The organism is Galbitalea sp. SE-J8 (genome assembly GCF_030345695.1).
In the GTDB taxonomy this organism is placed as follows: domain Bacteria; phylum Actinomycetota; class Actinomycetes; order Actinomycetales; family Microbacteriaceae; genus JAUASV01.
Genome location: NZ_JAUASV010000011.1, coordinates 82968 through 102496, shown reverse-complemented (window position 1 = coordinate 102496; position 19529 = coordinate 82968). Strand labels below are relative to the sequence as shown.

Below are 19529 nucleotides of genomic sequence, written 5' to 3'. Positions count from 1 at the left end.
CGTGAGCGCCCACGCGCTGCCTCGACTAATTGGTCTGGTATCGACTGACCCATCGTCGAACTGCATGTGAACAGCTGTCGGTGCGTTGGTCCCGCCCGCACCGTCCAGCGAGAACGTGCACTTGGTCGGCTGGATCGGCGTACTGGCCCAGGCCCCGTTGACCAAGCTGCACCAGCTGATCGTCGGCGTCGGCGGCAGCCCGTAGGCCGTGTCGAAGCGCACGCCGTTCCCCAGCGTGCTCCAATCTGAGAATGGGCCATCCGCTACAGTCTGATAAGCTTCGGCCCGAATGTAATACTTCGAGTTGTCGGGCAGACCAAACACCTGGCACCCGGCCCAGTCACCCGAGGGCACCCATGCTGTGGCGCACGACGTCACCAACGATGCGCCGGTTCCGGCGGTCGAACTGTGCACCTGAATCTCGAACCCTGAAGTGTTGCCATCGACGTCGTTCGTCTTCGCAAAGACCCACGGGCTGCCGGTGATCGTCGTCCAGTAGCCATCAATGACATCGACCTCTCCCCGAATCGATGTGTTGCTGAATGAGATCGTCGGCGTGTCGGGGGCGTGGTTGAACGTGACCACCAGAACCGGCGGATGGTCGCCCTCGGACGACGAGAACTTCTTCCACCCCGTAGAAGACGTTTCGGAGGCTGTGAGCCCGAAATGCGGATGCGTGTCGTTGCCGTTCGCCCATCCCTGCGTGATCGCGGTGACATCGAACTGGATCCATCCCGCAGCGCAACTACTCGAGTAGCCCTTCGCCGTGCTGATCGATGTCTTGTTGTTGTCCGTCGTGTTCGGCTGATTGTCCCAGGTCGCCGCCGACAGGGTGGCGGACGCAGCACGGTGCACCGTTATCGAGCTGGCGGTGCAGCTGTAGGACCACGTCTCATACAACTTCAGGGTCGCAGAACTGACAATCGAACCAGCAATCGAATTGTTGTTCTGCACCGTGTCGAAAGTGATGAACGAGCGCGCCTTCGACGTGCCGGCGTTGTAGGTCCCCACCTGCAGCTCAGAATTGCCCCCGTACGTAGTCGTTGGGAAATCGCTGCGGACGAACGTGTCGCTCGTGGCGGCCGAGCCGGAGACAGTGATGCTCGGATCGATTACGACCGGATACTTCGTTTCCGGATCCGACAGCCAGTCCGGGTCCGGCGTGATCGCGATCGAGTCCCCGTCCTCGGACAACGTCATGTCCGAAACAACAAAATCCGCTCCCGACACCCCTGCCGAAGCGTCCCATGACGTCGCCGGACTGATCGTGGCCGCAACGTCACCCGAGGTGTCGAGCACGACCATGCCCGAATCGTCGGCCGCGTCCGGATCCTCGAGCGTGAGGTCCTCCGACGACACATCCAACGACAGCACTACATCATCGACGGGTCGCTCCTTGATGACGAAGAACTGTTCCGCACCGAAGCGGGTCGCCTTCACCTGCAGATCGATCCCCGGCTCCACATCGGCATACGTCGCCGTGTCGCCCGACAGAGTCGGCACCGGTAGCGGCGCGCCGTAACTCAGAGCGACCTCGCCGTCATCCACGCCAACCGAGACGAGCTCCGCGTCGTCGCCCGCGGAAATCGTCGTCGGAACGTACGGCGACACCGGCACAATGCCGCCGCCCGCCGTCGACACCAGCGTGAGATCGATGTCCCGCCACCCGTCAGGACCGGTATCGTCGCGCACACGAACCGGAGCAGCGGCCTCAGGACGCGTCAGGGTCCCATCCGGGTCCACAAAGAGCTGCGTGGTCTCCGTGCGCTCCGACAGAATCTCGACACGATGCCCCGTACCAGCGGCATTCGCTCGCGCGGAGGCATAGTCGTCCGCAACGGCATCAGCCGACGTGTCGCCCCCCTCGTCCGACGACGATTGCGTCGCGGTATCGCTCGGTGACACGGCGGTGGGGCTCGGTGACACAGCAGATGCGCCGAGCGGCGCTGACGTGAGGAATGACGCGACCAAACTGACGATCGCCACCGTGGCAATCGCCGGCGGACCCGGACGGTCGAACGATCCGACAAAGCGCAGTGCCACGCGAAGCCCCCAACCCCGGATCTGCCGATCGCACCTCTCCCCCGAGGCGGGGCGGTGACAGATGATCGCATTCATCCTATGAATGCCTAGAGAAGTTCACTACCCCTCGAATGAGGGCAACGCCGGGATGTTCGGGCACGCCCGCCTCGGGCACGGCTCAGCCCACGACCGGACGCGGCTCGCGTACTGCGGGGCGACGGCTCTGCTCAGGCGTCGATGAGCTCGAGCAGGTGCTTCGCCGCCTTCGCGATGTCGTCGTGGTCGTACTGCGCCGCCCGCGACTCCATCGAGATGATCGCGCAGCGGTGCACGCGATGGTAGTCGCCGACCGGGAACTCGTAGCGTGCCTTGGTCTCCTCGTTCGCGTCGGTGTCGATGCCGAGGTGCCAGGCCGCGAACTCCTCCCAGCCGTGCTTCTCGAGCCACGCCGTCTCGTCCTTCGCGGCGAGGGAGTCCTCGCTCCAGTCGTCGCGCTCGTCGCGCACCACGCGGCCCGCCCTGATGAGCTTCTCGGCGTGCGCGACGCCGTCCTTGTTGAGCTTCACGGTCATGGCTCCAGCGTGCGACGGGAGGCTCTCGTGCTCGACCGGACGCGGCGAAATGCCAGCGAGCTCAGAGCCGGATGCCGAGCAGTGCGTCGACCGCCTCGGCGAGTCCGCGGGTCCACGGCGCCGCGTCGAGGAAGGCGATCGCGCCCGGGGTGTCGAGATCTTCGGCGAGGATCGCGCGCAGCTCCGTGACGCCCGCGTCGCCGACGCCCAGCGGTGTCGCGCGCCACCGGGCCAGGCGCCGCTCCGCGGTGGCGAGCACGGCATCCGTCCACTCCCGATCCCACCGGTAGTGCCCCGCGAGCAGTGCGAGCCGGATCGCCGCGGGCTCGTGCCCCGCGTCGACCAGGGGCGAGACGAGCACGAGGTTGCCGAGCGACTTGCTCATCTTCTGCCCCGCGTAGCTCACGAGCCCCGCGTGCACGTAGGCGCGCGCGTAGTGCACCCGATCGAGCGCCGCGGTGTGCCCGGCGCTGTACTCGTGATGCGGGAACGTCAGGTCGCGACCGCCGCCGACGACGGAGAGCGGCAGGCCCGCGCGGCGCGCGATGACCGAGCACTCGATGTGCCAGCCGGGGCGACCGGCCCCGATCACGCTCGGCCACGACGGCTCGCCGTCGCGCGCCCCGCGCCAGAGCACCGGATCGAGCGGGTCGCGCTTGCCGGGGCGCTCCGGATCGCCGCCGCGCTCGGCGGACAGGGCGAGCATCTCCGCCCGATCGAGGCCGCTCACGTCGCCGAGGCGCCACAGTCCGGCCGAGCCGGGTGCGGATGTCGCACTCGCACCGTCGAAGTAGACATCGCCCCCGAGGCGGTACGCCGCGCCGCGCGCGAGGAGGGATGCCACGGCCGCCGCGATCTCGTCGACCACCTCGGTCACCGCGACGTAGTGGGCGGGCGGGAGGATGCCGAGCGTGATCATGTCGTCGCGGAACGCCTGCGTCTCGCGCGCGGCGAGCTCGCGCCACGGCTCCCCCGTCGCCGCGGCCCGCTCGAGCAGCGGGTCGTCGACGTCGGTCGTGTTCTCGACGAACGTGACGGTCGCGCCCGCGTCGAGCCAGAGCCGGTGCAGCGTGTCGAACGCGAGGTAGGTCGCGGCGTGGCCGAGGTGGGTGGCGTCGTACGGGGTGATGCCGCACACGTAGAGGCTCGCGGCATCCGTCGTGCCGACCTCGACGAGCGCGCCGGTCGCGGTGTCGTGCACGCGCGGGAGCGTCCCGCGTCCCGGCAGCCGGGGCACTCTCGGCGCGGGCCAGGATCTCACGCGCGTGCCCCGGGCATCAGGCGGCGATGACGCCCGTGGTCAGCAGCACGACGAGCACGACGCCGATGACGACGCGGTAAATCACGAACGGCAGGTAGGAACGCTTCGAGATGTACCGCATGAGGAACGCGATGACGACGAAGCCGACGATGCCCGCGACGACCGTCGCGACCGCGGTCTGCGCCCCGTCGAACACCTCGGGCGTGCACGTCGTCATGCCCGCGACGCACGGCTCCTTGATCGACTTGTACAGCTCGTAGAGCCCGGAGCCGAACACTGCGGGCAGTGCGAGCAGGAACGAGAACCGGGTCGCGGCGGCGCGGTCGTAGCCGAGGAAGCGGCCCATCGTGATGGTGCCGCCCGAGCGGGACACGCCGGGCACGAGCGCGAGCGCCTGGGCGAGCCCGTAGAGGATCGCGTGCGGCCAGGTCAGGTCGCGCACGCGGCGCTCGCTGCTGCCCACGGCATCCGCGATGCCCAGCAGGATGCCGAACACGATGAGCGTCGTGGCGACGATCCAGAGCGACCGGAACACGGTCTCGATCTGGTCCTGGAACAGCAGACCGAGCACGACGATCGGGATCGATCCGACGATCACGAACCAGCCCATCCGCACGTCGGGGTCGCTCTGCGGCAGCCGCCGGAACAGCCCCTTGAACCACGACGCGATGATGTGCACGATGTCGCCGAAGAAGTAGACGAGCACCGCGAGCTCGGTGCCGAGCTGGATGATCGCGGTGAACCGCGCCCCCGGGTCGCCGTTGCCCGGCCCGACGTGCAGCAGCTCGCCGACGATGCGCAGGTGCGCGCTCGACGAGATCGGCAGGAACTCGGTGAGCCCCTGCACGAGGCCGAGGATCACCGCCTCGAGATAGCCCACGGATGCGCCCCCCAGCGTGGATCGGTACGTGCGTCAGTATTCGCGGATCAGATCGGCGAGAACCCGCCTACCGAAGGTTAGGGCATCGAGCGGCACGCGCTCGTCAACGCCATGGAACATGCCCGGGAAATCGAGATCGGGCGGGAGCTGCAGCGGCGCGAATCCGTACCCGGTGATGCCGAGCTTCGAGAGGTACTTGTTGTCGGTGCCGCCGCTCATCAGGTAGGGCAGCACCTCGGCGCCCGGGTCGTGCGCCCGCAGCCGAGCGATCATCTCGTCGACGAGCGCGCCCTCGAACGGCGTGTCGAGCCCGATGCCGTGCTCCATCACCTCGACCTCGATGTCCGGGCCGGCGAGCTCGCGCACCTGGGCGAGCACGGCATCCTCCTCGCCCGGCAGCGGGCGGATGTCGACGCGCGCCTCCGCCGAGTCGGGGATCACGTTGTGCTTGTACCCGGCCGTGAGCATCGTCGGGTTCGTCGTGGTGCGCAGCGTGGCCTGGATGAAGCCCGCGGGCGACCCGGTGCGCAGCACCACGTCGTCCGCGCCGACGACCTCGGGGTCGACGCCGAGCAGTCGCGCGAGCTCGGTGACGAGAGCACGGGTCGTGTCGGTGAGCCGCACGGGCCACTCCTGGCGGCCGATGCGCGCGACCGCCTCGGCGAGCTTCGTCACGGCGTTGTCGCGCATCAGGCGCGACCCGTGCGACGCGGTGCCGCGGGCGCGCAGCCGCACCCAGAGCAGCGCCTTCTCGCCGGTCTGCAGCAGGTAGGCGCGGCGGCCGCCGACCGTGGCGCTCCAGCCGCCCACCTCGCTGATCGCCTCCGTCGCGCCCGCGAACAGGTCGGGACGCTCGCGCACGAGGTGCTGCGAGCCGTAGACGCCCCCGTTCTCCTCGTCGCTGAAGAACGCCACGACGAGGTCGCGGGCCGGCCGCTCCCCCGCCCCGATGACGTCCTGCAGCGCGGTGACGATCATCGCGTCCATGTCCTTCATGTCGACGGCGCCGCGTCCCCAGAGCAGTCCGTCGCGCACGACGCCCTCGAACGGATCGACGCTCCAGTTCGCGGGATCGGCCGGGACGACATCCGTGTGCCCGTGCAGCACGAGCGCGGGCTTGTCCCGGTCGCGGCCCGGGAACCGCGCGACGACGCTCGTGCGGGTCGGCGCCGCGTCGACGTACTCGGGTGTCGCGCCGAGCCGGGCGAGCAGTCCGCCGAGGTACTCGGCGGCCTCGGTCTCGCCGTTCGCGCGCCCCTCGCCCCAGTTCGTCGTGTCGAAGCGGATGAGGTCGCGAGCGATCCGCGCCGTCGCCTCGAGCGGGCCGTCCGCCCCTTCCCCGGCGAGGTCGGCGGGCATGGGCGAAGGGGTCTCGGGCGCACTCATGCCTCCACGCTAACGGGGGTCGCCGACGCGTTCTCCCCCGGCGCGACGGATGCGGTGCCCGAGCGTGTCATCGCGGGCGTCGCGAGGTGCTACAGTCGTTTCTCGTGCCCGGGTGGAGACGCGCGGGATCACGGTTGCGCGCGGGTGGCGGAAATGGCAGACGCGCTAGCTTGAGGTGCTAGTGCCCGTATAGGGCGTGGGGGTTCAAGTCCCCCCTCGCGCACAGAACAGAAGCAGCCCCTCACCAGGGATTTTATGTCCAGGGTGAGGGGCTGCTTCGTTGTCATGGGGCGAGATGTGGGGCACGCGTCCTCGCATCGTCGCGGTGACGTGGCTGTCGTGGATTCGACGCGGTGCGCAGCTCCGAGGCGGTGATCGGGAGGATGCGGTCCTGGAAGAACCATCGGGACAGTGTCGCTCTCGCGCGGTCCCGGAGGCGGATGCGGCCGGCCTCATCGGGTCGGAGCACGAGCGGCTCATAGCTGTCGTGGTCGATGAGCCGCCACCGTTCGTAGGCGTTGACGGGTTCGTGGACCTCGACGTACTCGCCGTCGGGGAGACGTACGATCCTGCCGGTCTTGTGTCCGTGGAGGACGATCTCGCGATCCTTGCGTTGCAGGCCGAGGCAGATGCGCTTGGTCAGGATCAACCCGGCCGCGGGGCCGAGGAGGAGGGCGAGCTGGAGGGTGAGCACGATCCCGTCGGTGCTGAGGGAGAAGTGCAGCGCGATGAGGTCGCTGCCCGCGGCTGCCCACAGCACCCCGTAGAACACGATCCCCGCGACGCCGATGCCAGTGCGGGTCGGGGCGTCGCGCGGGCGTGTCAGGAGGTGGTGTTCGCGTCGGTCGCCGGTGATCCAGCCTTCGATGAACGGGTAGATCATCGCCGTGACCAGGAACAGGGCGCATACGCCGACCGGCACCAGGATCGCTAGCGTCCACGTCCGATCGAGCCACACGAACTCCCAGCCGGGAGGGACAAGGCGCTGCGCGCCGTCGAGGAACGCGAGATACCAGAGCGCCCCGCCACCGGCGGATGCGTTGCCCGGATCGGCCGGCCCATAGTTCCAGATCGGGTTCACCGTCACGGTCGCTGCGATCGCGGTGAGCACGCCGAAGACGATGAGGAAGAGGCCGATGCTATTCACCGCCGCGGCTCGGAACGGTCGCCCGACGACGTTGCTCTCCGTCCTGCCGGGGCCGGGGAACTGCGGGGGCTTGTGCACGGCGGCGAGGATGCCGTTCATGACCATCAGTACCACGATGATCGCTGGCATCACGACGATGTGCAGCGGGTAGAACGTGGTGATCGCACCGGCAGGGAACTCCCCCTGGAACACGAGGAACGACAGCCAGGTGCCCATGACGGGGATCGTTTCGAGTATCCCGTCGAGCACGGCCAGGCTGCTGCCGGAGAGCATGTCGTCGGGCAAGACCTGGCCGGTGAGCCCCGCCGCCATGCTCGCGAACAGAATGCCGAACAGGAGCAGCCAGTTCAGTTCGCGTGACGTGCGGGACGCGCCGGTGAAGAACACCCGCAGGATGTGCAGCAGAAGCGCCGCGATCATCAGCGACGCGCTCCAGTGGTGAAGCTGCCTCATCAAAAGGCCCCCACGGATCTCGAACGAGAGATCCAGCGTCGACTCCAGCGCCCGTGACATCTCAACCTCTCGGAGCGGAGCGTAGGGGCCGTCGTACTGCACGGGGGTGGTTGACGAGTCGTAGAAGAACAGCAGGAACACTCCCGTGAGCGCGCAGACGACGAAACTCGCCACGACCACCTGCCCGAGCAGCACGGACCAGTGATCCGGGAACACCCGGTCCCGCCAGGCGCGGACGACCGCACCGATCCGCGTCCGCTCGTCCAACCACCGGGCGACCCGATCCGTCACCCGGGTCCTTCGACCCGCCGAGCCTGCCAACCTCGCCCCTTCCATCACCGGGGGCCCGGAAAGCCCTCGCCCTCAACAAGAGGACGACGCAGGCGGCCGAACCGTGAGGTTGCCGCCCGACTGCCCGCGGTGCCCCACACGACGCCTGGTGTCGTCCCCGGACGGGACTCCGGCGTCACGCGCGCCCACGTCGCCGAGCTGCGCGCGCACCGGCTCGCGGAACGCGACTCGTGACTCGTGACTCGTGACTCGGAGCGTCGTCTACTGATCGGCGGCGCGCGGCGGGGTCACGCGGCGGCGGCGCGCTCCTTGAGGCTCGCCGTCACGAGGATCGGCAGGTGGTCGCTGATGCCCTTGCGCAGCGTCTCGATGTTCTCGATCACCATGCCCGAGCTCGTCGCGAAGTCGAAGTGGCCGCGGAACACCTTGTAGCGCGAGTAGGTGCGCTTGTCGCTGCGCGTGAGGTCGTATCCGCCGAGGCCGATGCGCGCCGAGAGGCGCTTCTGGAACAGCGGGTAGTTGTAGTCGCCGACCATGAGCGTCGGCAGTCCCTCGCCGAGCTCGCGCAGCGCCGCGTGGGCCGCGTCGATCTGGTTGCGTCGCAGCGAGTTCATGGCGGTGAGCGGCGCCGCATGGAACGACGCCACGATGATCTCCCGGTCGCGCACCCGGTCGTGCATCCGCACGCCCACCAGACGCTCGGTGGCGGGCGCCGCGATCATGTCGTGCAGCCCGCGCTTGAGCGAGACGGTGCGGCACTCGTGGTCGGCGAACCGCTCCTCGCGGTAGTACACCGCGAGGTCGAGGCGGTTCGCGCTCGTCGCGTGGGCGAGACGCAGGTGCCCGATGGTCTCCGGCAGCTCCGGCCCGAACGCCTCCTGCAGGCACAGCACGTCCGGATCGTACGACTCGACCAGCCCCGTGAGCTCCGAGCTCGCGTGGTTCTTGCGCAGGTTGTAGCTGATGGTCTTGATAGCCGTTCCGTTCCCCTGCCGACGCTACGCCGAACTGCCGATCCGTCCCAGCGATTCTACGGGCGACGCCCGAGGGACATGGCCCGCGAACGGGTCAGTGACCGGAACGGGAGCACGCGGTACGGTGTGCCCAGAGTTCTTCGAACCCGAAAGACGAAGGAGTCGGACATGTCCCCGCATGTCGATCCCAGCAGCGTCGCTGGTTGGTTCGCCGACCCCGAGCGCCCCGGCCGCCTGCGCTGGTGGGACGGCGCGTCCTGGACCGGCTACGTGCAGGAGCTGCCGCCGCCCCCGGCCGCGCTCCCGTTCGCGACCGTGCCGCCGCATCCGGATGCCGCTCCCGCCCCCGCGAGCGTCGCATCCGTTCCGCCCGTGCCGGCGATGCCGCCCGCGCCGCCGGCCATCCGCCCCACGGTGATGCCGCCGCGCGAGCAGACACCGGTGCGCGAGCAGACGCCGGTGCCCGTCGGGGTGCCGCAGCAGCAACCGCTCCAGCTGTCCCCGCGCGTCGTCTCGTCGGGCCGCCTCGCCGAGATGGCGCGCTCGCGCCCCGGAACGCGTCTCGGCCGCGACGCGGAGTTCGGCGGGTACGTGCCGCACGGCGCATCCGTCGACGGCCGGGCCCCCGGACGCGACGACGAGGACGGCGATGACGAGCTCGAGGCGGACGACGGCCGCACCGGCTCGCCGCTCACGAGTGAGGTGTGGCTGCTCGCGCTGCTGCCGATCCTCGCGTTCGCCGCGATCCTCGTGCTCATGCGGGTCGGCGCGTTCGAGGGCACCTGGTACCTGGGCTGGCTGACGCTCGGCGTGCTCGCGCTCGCCAGCGCCGTGACCGCGGGACTCGACCAGGCCAGTCTCACGACCCGCGGCTTCCGCGACCGGGTGCCGGCGGCGCTCGGGATCGTGCCCCCGGTCTACCTGGTCGCGCGAGCCGCGATCGTGTCGTCATCGAGCGCGCTGCCGCTCGTCGTCTGGCTCGTCTCCACCGGCACGATCGTGGGCTGGCTCTTCACCATGAACTACGTCTACTGGGTGTTCCCGACGCACCTGTTCTGAGCCGCCGCCGCGGGCCCGCCGCGATCAGGGCTGCCGCGATCACGCGAAACGGATGCCGACCTGCAGCCGGGTGCGCACCTCGAACAGGTCGGTGCCGCCGATCGGCGTCGCGGAGCCGCCGGTGCGCAGCAGCGCGCCGAGGTCGGACTGGGCGACGGCGACGGCATCCGTTCCGCGCACGCGGCCGAGCGACTCGGGCGAGGCGGTGAGCGCGCCGTCCGGGAGCACGACCGCGAGGGCGGTGAACCGCACGCGCACGGCACGGCCGAGCGCACGGGCGCGGGTCGCGAGCTCGGCCACCGGTCGCTCGCCGGACAGCGCCTCGCCGACGAGCTCGCCGCGCCGCACCTCGACGGGGCCGCCGTAGTCCTCGGAGAGCAGCGCCCACAGCCCCGACGGGCCGAGCACGACGTGGTCGATCTTCTCGTCGCTCGTCGGCGCCGCGACGTCGTGCCAGACGGTGAACCCGAGGCCGAGGGCCGCGAGGGTGCGCGCCGTGCGCTCCTCGGCCACGGCATCCGCGAGCAGGTGCCGGATCTCGCGGGGCGCGCTGCGAACGAGCACCGGGTCGTAGGGGTCCGGGATCTCCGCGCCGCGGCCGACCCACTCGCGCAGCAGCGTCAGGTAGCGCTCGCGGCGCCAGCCGCCCGGATGACCCTGCGTGCGCGCGCGCGGCCGGGAGTCGCGCTGCGGCGCCGGGGCGGCGGGCGCCCACGAGACGCGCTCGCCGTCGGCCGCGGGGCCGCTCGACCGGTCGTAGCGCGCGCGGGCCTCGGGCGTGCCGACCCGCTCCCAGGCGAGTTGCACGGCGATGAAGCGCGAGGCGTCACCGCCGGTGTCCGGATGCGTCTGCCGCAGCCGGGTGCGGTACGCGGAGCGCAGCTCGTCCATCGTCGCGCTCGCGGGCACGCCGAGCACCTCGTAGGGCGAGGCCGCCATCGGGCTGTCGGTCATCCGGTGCTCCCGCGACGGCCGCCGGGGCGCGGGAGCCGGACCGGGCCCGGCCAGCGCTTCTCCCCCATCCCCCCAGTGTATGAAGGCCGCGGTGCACGCTCGCCCGGCGATCTCTCCGCCCGCGCGCGTACCGTGGAGCCATGGCGCTCACCGACATCCCCGTGACCACGATCGACGGCGACGAGACCACCCTCGCGCCCTGGGCGGGCGGGGTGATGCTCATCGTCAACGTGGCGTCGCGCTGCGGGCTCGCTCCGCAGTACGCGAAGCTCGAGGCGCTGCAGCAGCGGTACGGCGACCGCGGGCTCACCGTGCTCGGCTTCCCGAGCAACCAGTTCCTGCAGGAGCTGTCGACGGAGGACGCCATCAAGCAGTACTGCTCGACGACGTGGGGCGTCACGTTCCCGATGTTCGGCCGGATCCGGGTCAACGGCCGGTCCGCGCATCCGCTGTACCAGCAGCTCAAGCAGACGCCGGACGCCGCGGGCAAGGCCGGGCGGGTCACCTGGAACTTCGAGAAGTTCGTCGTGACGCCGGACGGAGCCGTGCACCGATTCCGCCCCTCGGTCGAGCCCGACGATCCGGCGATCGTCGACCTCATCGAGTCCGCTCTGCCGGCCGCCGCGTGATGCGGCTCGTCCTCGTCCGGCACGGTCAGACCCCCGCCAACGTCGCCGGGGTCATCGAGTCCTCGTTCCCCGGCCCCGGCCTGACCGGGCTCGGCGTCGAGCAGGCCGCGGCGGTGCCGGCGGCGCTCGCCGCGGAGTCCGTCGACTCGATCTCGGTCTCGCGCCTCGTGCGCACGCACCTCACGGCCGCGCCGCTCGCGCGCGCGACGGGCATCGAGCCGGTCGAGCGTCCCGGTCTGCACGAGGTGCAGGCGGGCGTCTACGAGGGAGGCACCGGCCGGGACGCGATCCAGGGCTACGTCGGCGTCGTGGCGCGCTGGGGCGCGGGCGAGCTGGACGCGCGGATGCCGGGCGCCGAGGACGGTCACGAGTTCTTCGCGCGCTTCGACGCGGACGTGCGCGCGATCGCGGACTCGGGCTCCCGCGTCGCCGTCGTCGTGAGCCACGGCGCGGCGATCCGGGTGTGGTCGGTCGTGCGCTCCGGCAACGTCGATGCCTCGTTCCTCTACGAGCGCGACCTCGGCAACACGGGCGTCGTGGTGCTCGAGGGCTCGCCCGATGAGGGCTGGACGCTCCTCACCTGGCAGGGCGACCCGGTCGGCGGGCACGCGCTCGAGGACGAGACGGCGCTCGATCCGACCGGCGAGGCGGCGAGCGCCTGACGCGCCTGCGGTGCGTTCGCCGAGCGGATGCGGCGGCGCGGAATCCCGGCCGGGCGCGCGCGGTTGGATGACGCCATGAGCATCGAGATCGTCCACCAGCCCGACGACTCCCGCTACGCCCTGCTCGAGGGCGGCGACGTGGTCTCGGTGCTCGACTACGCACTGCGCGACGGAGCCATCTCGTTCACCCACACGTTCACGCGCCCGTCGCACCGCGGCCGCGGCCTCGCGGCCGACCTCGTGCGGTTCGCGGTGGACGACGTCGAGGCGTCGTCCGCGCGTCGCGTCGTGCCGATGTGCTGGTACGTCGCCGACTGGTTCGACGCGCATCCGGAGCGTGCGGGCCTGCTCACGCGCTGAGGGCCGGCCCGCTCGCGCCCGCTGCCGCGCGCCGTGACGGGGGCGGTCCGTAGGGTGTCGGCATGACCGTGAGCATCGAGCCCGCGTCGCGGGTGCCCTTCGACGACATCGCCGCCGTGTTCGGCGACCGCGGTGGAGCGGCGCACTGCTGGTGCCAGTGGTTCAAGCAGCCCAACAGGGTCTGGGAGCGCTCGACGGACGACGAGCGCCGCGTCGGGCTGATCGAGCAGCAGGGCGACGACCCGGGCCTCGTGCTGCGGCTCGACGGCGAGCCCGTGGGCTGGGTCGGCGTCGAGCGCAAGGGCTGCTACCCGCGGCTCGCGACCGGCCTCACCGCCCGCGGCAGCGTCGACGCCTTCGACGACCCGGGCGTCTGGTCGGTCACGTGCTTCGTCGTGCGCACCGGTTCGCGACGGCGCGGCCTCGCGGGCGAGCTGCTCCGCGCCGCCGTCGAGCACACCCGCGCGCGCGGCGCGCGAGTGCTCGAGGCCTACCCGGTCGAGGTGCAGCCGGGCGCCCGCACCCCGAGCTCGAACCTGTACCACGGCACGCTCTCGATGTTCCTCGCCGAGGGGTTCGAGGTCGTGGCCCGGCCCTCGACCGGTCGCGCCGTGGTGCGCCTCGAGCTCGCCGGGGCCCGATTCCCGGGGCGCTGACCCCGGGCGCTGGTTCCGGGGCGCTGGGGCCGATTCGCGCGCGCGTTCGGAACGCGCGTGGGTGCTCGCTCGGAATGCGCCCCCTGTGCCGCGCGACCGTGTCGAGCGGGTGTTCGCTGGAGGCATGAGCGACATCGAGAACCACCCCGAGGAGCGCCTGCGCTACGCCGGTGCGACGACCCGCCACGCGGGCACGGGAGCACCGCGCACGACGCTCGGCACCGCGCCCGCCGACGCGATCGGCGACGCCGACCACGTCGTCACCGAGAGGGCCGACGCCGTGCAGGCGGATGCCGAAGGGACGGACGAGGACGCCGACGGGCCTGACGCGCGGCACCCGGGCGCCGCGCTCTGACCCGGTCCGCGCGACGCCGTCAGGCCTGGAACCACGGCGGGTGGATGGCCACCCGGGTGCGGAATCCGCCCGAGGCGAGCGCATCCGTCGCTGCGCGCTTCGTGCGCTCGCTGCCCACGGTCGCGACGGCGATCGCGGCCAGCGGCACCCGATCGGGCACGAGCACCTCGGCGTCGAGCCCGCGACCGGTCGCATCCGCGGTCACGGACCGCAGCGCCCGGGCGCGTTCCTCGCGACCGCTCGCGAACCGGGTGAGCGGATGCGCCGCGTCGCCGTCCGCGACGACGAATCCGTCGAGCGCGTCGAGGGTCGCGGCGAGGATGACGAAGTCGCCCGGCACGACGCCCGCGGGCAGGGCGAGGCGCGGGTCGGGCTCTCCGGAGCGGATGGCGACCCAGACCGGAGCCTCGAGCGTGGTGAGGAAGGCGACGTGCTCGGCGATCGCGCGGCCGTCGGCCGTGCGCGCGGCGCGCGCGGAGCGCACCCCGGGGGCGGAGATGTCGAGGAGCGGTTCGGCTCCCGCGACGAGTGCGCCCTCCTCGGCGATGCCGATGAGGTTGTCGACGTGCGTGATGTGGAACACCCGGGTGCGGGCCAGGTCGAGCACGGGCGCGGCCGTGCGCGAGGATCCCGTGCGCGGCGGGGTGGCGCGCCGCACGGCCGGCGTCACGTCGCGCGGTGCCGGAGCGGGCTTCGCGGACGGCGAGCAGATGTCACAGAGGTCGAACTCGAGCCCGTGGATGCATTCCGGCACGAGCGTCGAGCGTACGCGATCGGCGCGTGCGGCGCCGACCGCTCGGCGGCGGCGCGCCCGATCAGGCGGCGGCGGTCATCGGCGGGGCGAACGCCTCCGCGCGTCGTGTCGCGAGCGTCACGACGCGTCCGAGGGCGCCGTTCGGAGCCGCGGCGCGCGAGGGCGACCCGCCGAGCGCGACGACCCGCACCGCACGGGTGGTCGCGGCGTGCACGCGGGCCGGCGTGGCCGAGAGGAGGGCGGGGATGGCGCCGGCACGCGCCGGGAGCGCGCCGATCGCGGCGGCCAGCTCGCCGGCATCCGTGCGCGTCGCCGACACCACGAGCGCCCCGAGACCGAGGAACACGACGAGGGGCACGCTGCAGAACGCCACGATGATGCCGAGGCTCGCGACCTTGGTCGGGTCGAGGAAGAAGTACGGGTACCAGTCCACGATCGCGCCGCGGATGACCGTCACGACGAGCCAGCCCGTGACGAACACGAGCGTCGCCGGCACGGCGCGCCACGGCGAACGACCGCGCCCGGGGGCGGTCAGCCACTCCCCCGCCGCGAACACCGGGAGCACGTAGTGCAGCACGACGTCGCTCCACGGCACCTGCATCGGCTCGTGCATGACCGACGCCGACACCACGACCATGATGAGGAAGATGATGCCCGACGTGCCGGTGAGGGTGAGCACGACGGCGCGCACCAGGGTGAGCCACGCCGGGTCCTGGGCGCGGATGAGCGCGGTGACGCCCGCGATCGCGGTGACGAGCACGGCGAGGATGTTGCTCTGGATGGTCAGATAGGCGAAGTAGCTGCCGACGTCGAGGTGCTCGATGCCGACCGCCCAGAAGAACCGCGCGACGAGCGCGTAGCCGCCCGAGGCCGCCAGCGCGAGTCGGATGCCCCCGAAGAGCAGACGCGTGTTCACCGTGTTTCCCCCGTAACACGGAGCGAACCCCGAAACCCACCCCGTATGCACATTCTAGGGAGAACCCGCCGCGGTTCGGAACGATCGGAGTCGAACTTCTGATGAATAGCCACACAACCCGCCTGACCGTCCGGGGCACGGTGCAGGGCGTCGGATACCGGTTCGCCGCCGCCGCGCGCGCCCGCGAGCTGGGCGTGACGGGGCACATCCGCAACGCGGACGACGGCAGCGTCGTCGCCGAGGTGACCGGGCCGACGGATGCCGTGGCCGCCTTCGTCGCGTGGGCGCACCGCGGACCGGCCGCGGCATCCGTCGCCTCCGTCGACGTGCGCGAGGTGCCCGACGACGAGCGCGCGGACACCGGACCGCTCCCGTCGCGCCGGGAGGACGTCGGCGGCGACGGGAGCGGTCTCGCGATCATCGGCTGATCGCGCGGGATGGGCGGGCGACGGGGTGCTCCGGGTCGCCCGCCCGGTGCTCACGCGGCGGGACCCTGCGTGAGCACGATCGGGGCGGTGCGGCTCGTGCCGGTCGTGTCGACCCACGAGATCCGCACCGTGTCGCCCGGCTTGTGCGCCGAGATGGCGCTCGAGAGGCCGGTGCCGTCGGCGATGGCCGTGCCGTCGACCGCCGTGATGACGTCGCCGGTGGTGAGGCCGGCATCCGCCGCGCCCGTGCCGTCGACGACGCCGGCGACCGGGGCGCCCTCCACGGTCGTCGCGGCCTGCGAGAGCTCGACGCCGAGGAACGCCGGGTAGCCGAGCTGGATGTCGCCGCTCGTGCTGCCCGCCGCGATCCGCTTCGCGACGCCGAGCGCGTCGTCGATGGGGATGGCGAAGCCGGTCGGGTCGCTCGAGTTCGACGAGGCCGCGGTGTCGATGCCGACGACCTCGCCCTCCGCATCGAGCAGCGGACCGCCGGAGTCGCCGGACACGATCGGCGCGTCGGTCTCGATGAGGCCGTCGAGCGTCTTCGCCGCGCCGCTGAGGTCGTCGTTCACCGTGATCTGCTGCTCGAGGGCGGTCACCCGGCCCGCCGCGGCCGACAGGTAGCCCTGCCCCTCCGCGTTGCCGACGCCCGTGACCGCGTCGCCGACGCCGAGGTCGTCGTCGTCGTCGATGCTCGCGACCGTGAGCCCGGACGCGTGCTCGAGCTGCAGCACGGCGATGTCGTCGGTCGCGTCCGTGCCGACGACCCGCGCGGTGTACTGCTTGCCGGTCGTGGCCACGGAGACGGTGATCTGGGTCGAGCCCTCGACCACGTGGTTGTTGGTGAGGATCTCGCCGTCGGAGCTCAGCACGATGCCGGTGCCGGCCGCCTCGCCCTGGCCGTACTCGAGGTCGGTGTCGATGAGCACGACGCCCGCGGACTGCGCGGTCGTCGCGGTCGTCGCGCCCGATCCGTTCTGCGTGCCGAGCCCGCTCTGCGTGCCGCGGCCATCCGTGCCGCCGCCGAAGTCCTGCCCGCCGCCGAGGCCTTGACCGCCGTCGAACCCACGCGCGCCGGAGCCGGGCAGCGTGCCGGTCGCCCCGCCGGCGGACGGGCTCGGGTTCGTGGTGTCGAAGGTGTGGGCGACCGCGAGGGTGGCGGCCGACCCGACGCCGGCGCCGGTCGCGACGAGCGCGAAGGCGGATGCGGCGCTCACGACCACGATGCGGCGGCGCGACCACGGCGTCCGGGTGCGCGGCGCCGGGGCGGCGGCCTGCTCGGCCTGCTCGGCCTGCTCGGCCCGCTCGGCCTGCTCGGCCTGCTCGCGCGGCGCGGCATGCTCGCCCGACGCGGCCGACGCGGCCTGCTCGCGCGTCTCGCCCGGCTCGCCCGCCGGGATGTTCTCGGCGCCGTCTCCGGCGCCCTCGCGGACCTCGTCCATCGTCTTCCTCGTTCTGCGGTTCTCAGCGCCGCAGAAGAATGGAACGACCGGAGCTTGTGATATTTCTAAGAAGAATCCTGACGGTGTCTGGACGTCATCCGTATCCGTTCTGGATGACGGACTCAGTCCAGTTCGCGCTGCACCATGAGCGCCAGATCGCGCAGCAGGGACGTCTCGCTGTCCGTCCAGGTGCGGGGCTCGCGGGCGAGCACGCTGACGACGCCGATGCGCTCGCCGAAGGACGACTGGATCGGGTACGCCGCGTAGAAGCGCAGCCGCACCTCGGCGTTCGTCACCGACTCGAACTGCGCGAACCGCGGATCGGCGAGCGCGTCCTCGACGACGAACACCGAGGATCGCCGGATCGCCCAGTCGGCGAACGAGCCGGCGCGCGGGATGACCGGCGAGTAGACGAGCTCGGGGCGTGCGGACGCCTTGACGAACAGCTGGTCGCGATCCACGAACGAGATGAGCGTCTGATCGGCGCCGAACAGCTGGTTGGCGAGCACCGCGATGCGGGCGAAGCGCTCCTCCGAGCCCGAGCCGGCGATGCCCGACGCCTCGAGCGCGCGCAGCCGCGACGACTCGTCGGGGCGCTCCGGCTCGCGATCGGGATCGCTCGCGTTCAGCTGACGGATGAGGGGCGCCGCGATGACGCTCGCCCACTGCTGGTAGGTCGACGCGCTGCGGTAGCGCGTGAAGTCCGCCTTCACGAGCGGCGAGAACGGCACGAACGTCACCTGCGGGTAGCGGGCGACGAGACGCCGGGTCTCCGCGTTCAGGCGGTCGGCGTGCGCACCCGCGAGCCGTCCCATGGCGCCGGCCGAGACGTTCACCGAGCTGAGCGGCGGCACCGCGACGACGTAGATGCCGGTGCTCGTCGGCACCGTCTCGTCGAGGTGCTCGAGCAGCTGCTCCATCGACCGGCGCCACGCCGCCGTCGGCGTGAACAGCAGGGAGTTGTTCGCCCCGATGCACAGCACGATCGCGTCGTAGCGCCACAGCTCGAGCTCGCGCAGGGCGGGCAGGGCGCGCTCGATCACGATGGTCGTGTCGGCGGCGACGTCGACATCCGTTCCCCGCCCGGTGGCGGCGGAGAGCTGGCGGGCGAGCTGGCCCGGCAGTGCGAGGTCGTGGCTGAGCACGCCGTAGCCGACCACCGGTCCGCTGCCGAACAGCAGCACGTGGTCGGGGTCCGGTCCCGGCGCCTGCGCCCGCGGCGAGTCGACGGGCCGGGGCAGCGCATCCACCGCGCGGTTCAGGCGCCACAGCAGCAGCCGCAGCACGGGCTGGGCGATGCGATACATCCGTGACTCCTGGCGGTCGGGTGCGAATCTCACCATTCTGGCGGTGCGGACCCCGTTCGGGGCGCACCGCGCGCTGTGCGAGAGTGGATGCGATGGAAGCCGCTTCATGACCGCCCCCGATCTCGGACTGCTGCTCGACGTCGACGGGCCGATCGCCTCGCCCGTGACGCGGTCCATCGCCATCCCGTCCATCGCCGACGACCTCGTCGCGCTCGCCGCCGGCGGAGTGCCGATCGCGTTCATCACCGGGCGGTCCGACGCGTTCCTGCGCGATGTCGTCATCACGCCGCTGCTCGAGCGCGGGCTCGCGGCGGCGCTCGCCGTCGAGGGCGCGAGCATGTTCGCGGTCGTCGAGAAGGGCGCCGCGTGGGCCACCGTCACGAGCGAGGGACTGGGCCGGGTGCACGTCGACGCCACGGTGGCCCTCCCGGACGACGTGCGCGACGAGATGCGCCGGCTCGTCGAGCGCGACTTCGCAGCGACCCTGTTCTTCGACGAGACGAAGCGCGCGATGATCTCCGTCGAGCAGCGCACCGACCTCCCGCGGGAGGAGTACCTCGGCGTGCAGCCGGTGTTCCAGGACGCGGCGTTCGCGCTGCTGGAACGGCACGGCATCGGCATCCGTTACGGCGATCGCGAGAGCGCGGATGCCGCCGGTCACGTGCCCTTCCGCATCGATCCGACGATCATCTCGACCGACATCGAGTCGATCCTGCTCGACAAGGACCGGGGCGCCGAGCGCGCGCTCGAGTACATCGAACGGGTGCGCGGCGGGCTCCCCCGCACCTGGCGCTCGGTCGGCGACTCGCGCAGCGACTACCTGATGGCCGACCAGGTGCACGCGGTCGGCCTCGACGTGGCGCACGTCGACGTGCGCCCGGCCGACGGCGTGCTCGAGCGGCCCTACCCGGTGCTGACCGAGGGCGAGCTCATCCACGACGAGGCCGGTGCGGCGTTCCTGCACCGGGAGCGCGAGCGCCTCGGGCTCTAGCCCGGGCCGCCGGCTCACGCGTTGGCGGTA

Annotated in this window: 20 protein-coding genes and 1 tRNA gene; 9 read left to right on the top strand and 12 right to left on the bottom strand. The window is 71.6% G+C overall.

Annotated elements, in window-relative coordinates; genetic code table 11:
- From QT381_RS09185 to QT381_RS09165, 5 genes are all read right to left on the bottom strand, one after another.
- Positions 1–2043: DNRLRE domain-containing protein (locus QT381_RS09185; RefSeq protein ID WP_289248611.1), on the bottom strand; the 2043-nt coding region annotated here is incomplete at its 3' end.
- A 206-nt stretch (positions 2044–2249) separates the two neighbouring features.
- Entirely contained in the window at positions 2250–2594 is a 345-nt protein-coding gene (locus QT381_RS09180) for a hypothetical protein (protein ID WP_289248610.1), read from the bottom strand.
- Between the two features lie 61 nt (positions 2595–2655).
- The gene (mshC, locus tag QT381_RS09175; RefSeq protein WP_289248609.1) at positions 2656–3855 is read right to left on the bottom strand and encodes a cysteine--1-D-myo-inosityl 2-amino-2-deoxy-alpha-D-glucopyranoside ligase; all 1200 of its coding nucleotides are present in this window, start codon (positions 3853–3855) and stop codon (positions 2656–2658) included.
- A gap of 16 nt (positions 3856–3871) precedes the next feature.
- The gene (locus tag QT381_RS09170) at positions 3872–4735 is read right to left on the bottom strand and encodes an undecaprenyl-diphosphate phosphatase (protein ID WP_289248608.1); all 864 of its coding nucleotides are present in this window, start codon (positions 4733–4735) and stop codon (positions 3872–3874) included.
- A gap of 33 nt (positions 4736–4768) precedes the next feature.
- Positions 4769–6094 (bottom strand): M20/M25/M40 family metallo-hydrolase, encoded by a 1326-nt coding sequence (locus tag QT381_RS09165; protein WP_289248618.1) that lies wholly within the window; start codon positions 6092–6094, stop codon positions 4769–4771.
- A gap of 165 nt (positions 6095–6259) precedes the next feature.
- On the opposite strand from QT381_RS09165, the gene QT381_RS09160 reads away from it, so the two are divergent.
- A tRNA-Leu gene (locus QT381_RS09160) sits at positions 6260–6344 on the top strand.
- A gap of 60 nt (positions 6345–6404) precedes the next feature.
- On the opposite strand, the gene qcrB is transcribed toward QT381_RS09160, so the two are convergent.
- Both qcrB and QT381_RS09150 read right to left on the bottom strand, forming a co-directional pair.
- On the bottom strand, positions 6405–8057 hold the full coding sequence (qcrB, locus tag QT381_RS09155; protein WP_289248607.1) for a cytochrome bc1 complex cytochrome b subunit: 1653 nt from the start codon (positions 8055–8057) through the stop codon (positions 6405–6407).
- A 242-nt stretch (positions 8058–8299) separates the two neighbouring features.
- Positions 8300–8965, bottom strand: coding sequence for an endonuclease/exonuclease/phosphatase family protein (locus tag QT381_RS09150; RefSeq protein ID WP_353889763.1), 666 nt, complete (start codon positions 8963–8965; stop codon positions 8300–8302).
- A gap of 189 nt (positions 8966–9154) precedes the next feature.
- On the opposite strand from QT381_RS09150, the gene QT381_RS09145 reads away from it, so the two are divergent.
- Positions 9155–10045, top strand: a complete 891-nt coding sequence (locus QT381_RS09145; protein WP_289248606.1) for a DUF2510 domain-containing protein — start codon at positions 9155–9157, stop codon at positions 10043–10045.
- Between the two features lie 39 nt (positions 10046–10084).
- Here the strand turns inward: QT381_RS09145 and QT381_RS09140 are convergent, their stop codons facing one another.
- Positions 10085–10999 carry a J domain-containing protein gene (locus QT381_RS09140; protein WP_289248604.1) on the bottom strand — a complete coding sequence of 305 codons (915 nt, stop codon included), beginning with the start codon at positions 10997–10999 and terminating at the stop codon, positions 10085–10087.
- 140 nt (positions 11000–11139) lie between these two features.
- Here QT381_RS09140 and QT381_RS09135 point away from each other — a divergent pair, with 140 nt between their 5' ends.
- The 5 genes from QT381_RS09135 (at position 11140) to QT381_RS09115 (ending at position 13661) form a co-directional block, all read left to right on the top strand.
- Entirely contained in the window at positions 11140–11628 is a 489-nt protein-coding gene (locus QT381_RS09135) for a glutathione peroxidase (protein ID WP_289248603.1), read from the top strand.
- A complete protein-coding gene (locus QT381_RS09130; RefSeq protein ID WP_289248615.1) occupies positions 11628–12290 on the top strand; it encodes a histidine phosphatase family protein in 663 nt (220 codons plus the stop codon). The genes QT381_RS09135 and QT381_RS09130 overlap by 1 nt, the downstream gene beginning before the upstream one ends.
- Positions 12291–12365: 75 nt before the next feature.
- A complete protein-coding gene (locus QT381_RS09125; RefSeq protein WP_289248602.1) occupies positions 12366–12650 on the top strand; it encodes a GNAT family N-acetyltransferase in 285 nt (94 codons plus the stop codon).
- Positions 12651–12712: 62 nt separating this feature from the next.
- Positions 12713–13306 (top strand): GNAT family N-acetyltransferase, encoded by a 594-nt coding sequence (locus QT381_RS09120; protein ID WP_289248601.1) that lies wholly within the window; start codon positions 12713–12715, stop codon positions 13304–13306.
- A 124-nt stretch (positions 13307–13430) separates the two neighbouring features.
- Positions 13431–13661, top strand: a complete 231-nt coding sequence (locus tag QT381_RS09115) for a hypothetical protein (protein WP_289248600.1) — start codon at positions 13431–13433, stop codon at positions 13659–13661.
- Between the two features lie 19 nt (positions 13662–13680).
- On the opposite strand, the gene QT381_RS09110 is transcribed toward QT381_RS09115, so the two are convergent.
- Together QT381_RS09110 and QT381_RS09105 are read right to left on the bottom strand one after the other, a co-directional pair.
- Entirely contained in the window at positions 13681–14415 is a 735-nt protein-coding gene (locus QT381_RS09110) for a DarT ssDNA thymidine ADP-ribosyltransferase family protein (protein WP_289248599.1), read from the bottom strand.
- A gap of 61 nt (positions 14416–14476) precedes the next feature.
- Positions 14477–15331 (bottom strand): Pr6Pr family membrane protein, encoded by an 855-nt coding sequence (locus QT381_RS09105; protein ID WP_289248598.1) that lies wholly within the window; start codon positions 15329–15331, stop codon positions 14477–14479.
- Positions 15332–15432: 101 nt separating this feature from the next.
- On the opposite strand from QT381_RS09105, the gene QT381_RS09100 reads away from it, so the two are divergent.
- Positions 15433–15759, top strand: a complete 327-nt coding sequence (locus QT381_RS09100; protein WP_289248597.1) for an acylphosphatase — start codon at positions 15433–15435, stop codon at positions 15757–15759.
- A gap of 50 nt (positions 15760–15809) precedes the next feature.
- Here the strand turns inward: QT381_RS09100 and QT381_RS09095 are convergent, their stop codons facing one another.
- Together QT381_RS09095 and QT381_RS09090 are read right to left on the bottom strand one after the other, a co-directional pair.
- Positions 15810–17201, bottom strand: a complete 1392-nt coding sequence (locus QT381_RS09095) for a S1C family serine protease (protein WP_289248596.1) — start codon at positions 17199–17201, stop codon at positions 15810–15812.
- A gap of 122 nt (positions 17202–17323) precedes the next feature.
- The gene (locus QT381_RS09090; RefSeq protein WP_289248595.1) at positions 17324–18508 is read right to left on the bottom strand and encodes a GAF domain-containing protein; all 1185 of its coding nucleotides are present in this window, start codon (positions 18506–18508) and stop codon (positions 17324–17326) included.
- Between the two features lie 106 nt (positions 18509–18614).
- On the opposite strand from QT381_RS09090, the gene QT381_RS09085 reads away from it, so the two are divergent.
- Positions 18615–19499 carry a hypothetical protein gene (locus tag QT381_RS09085; protein ID WP_289248593.1) on the top strand — a complete coding sequence of 295 codons (885 nt, stop codon included), beginning with the start codon at positions 18615–18617 and terminating at the stop codon, positions 19497–19499.
- Positions 19500–19529: the final 30 nt, after the last annotated feature.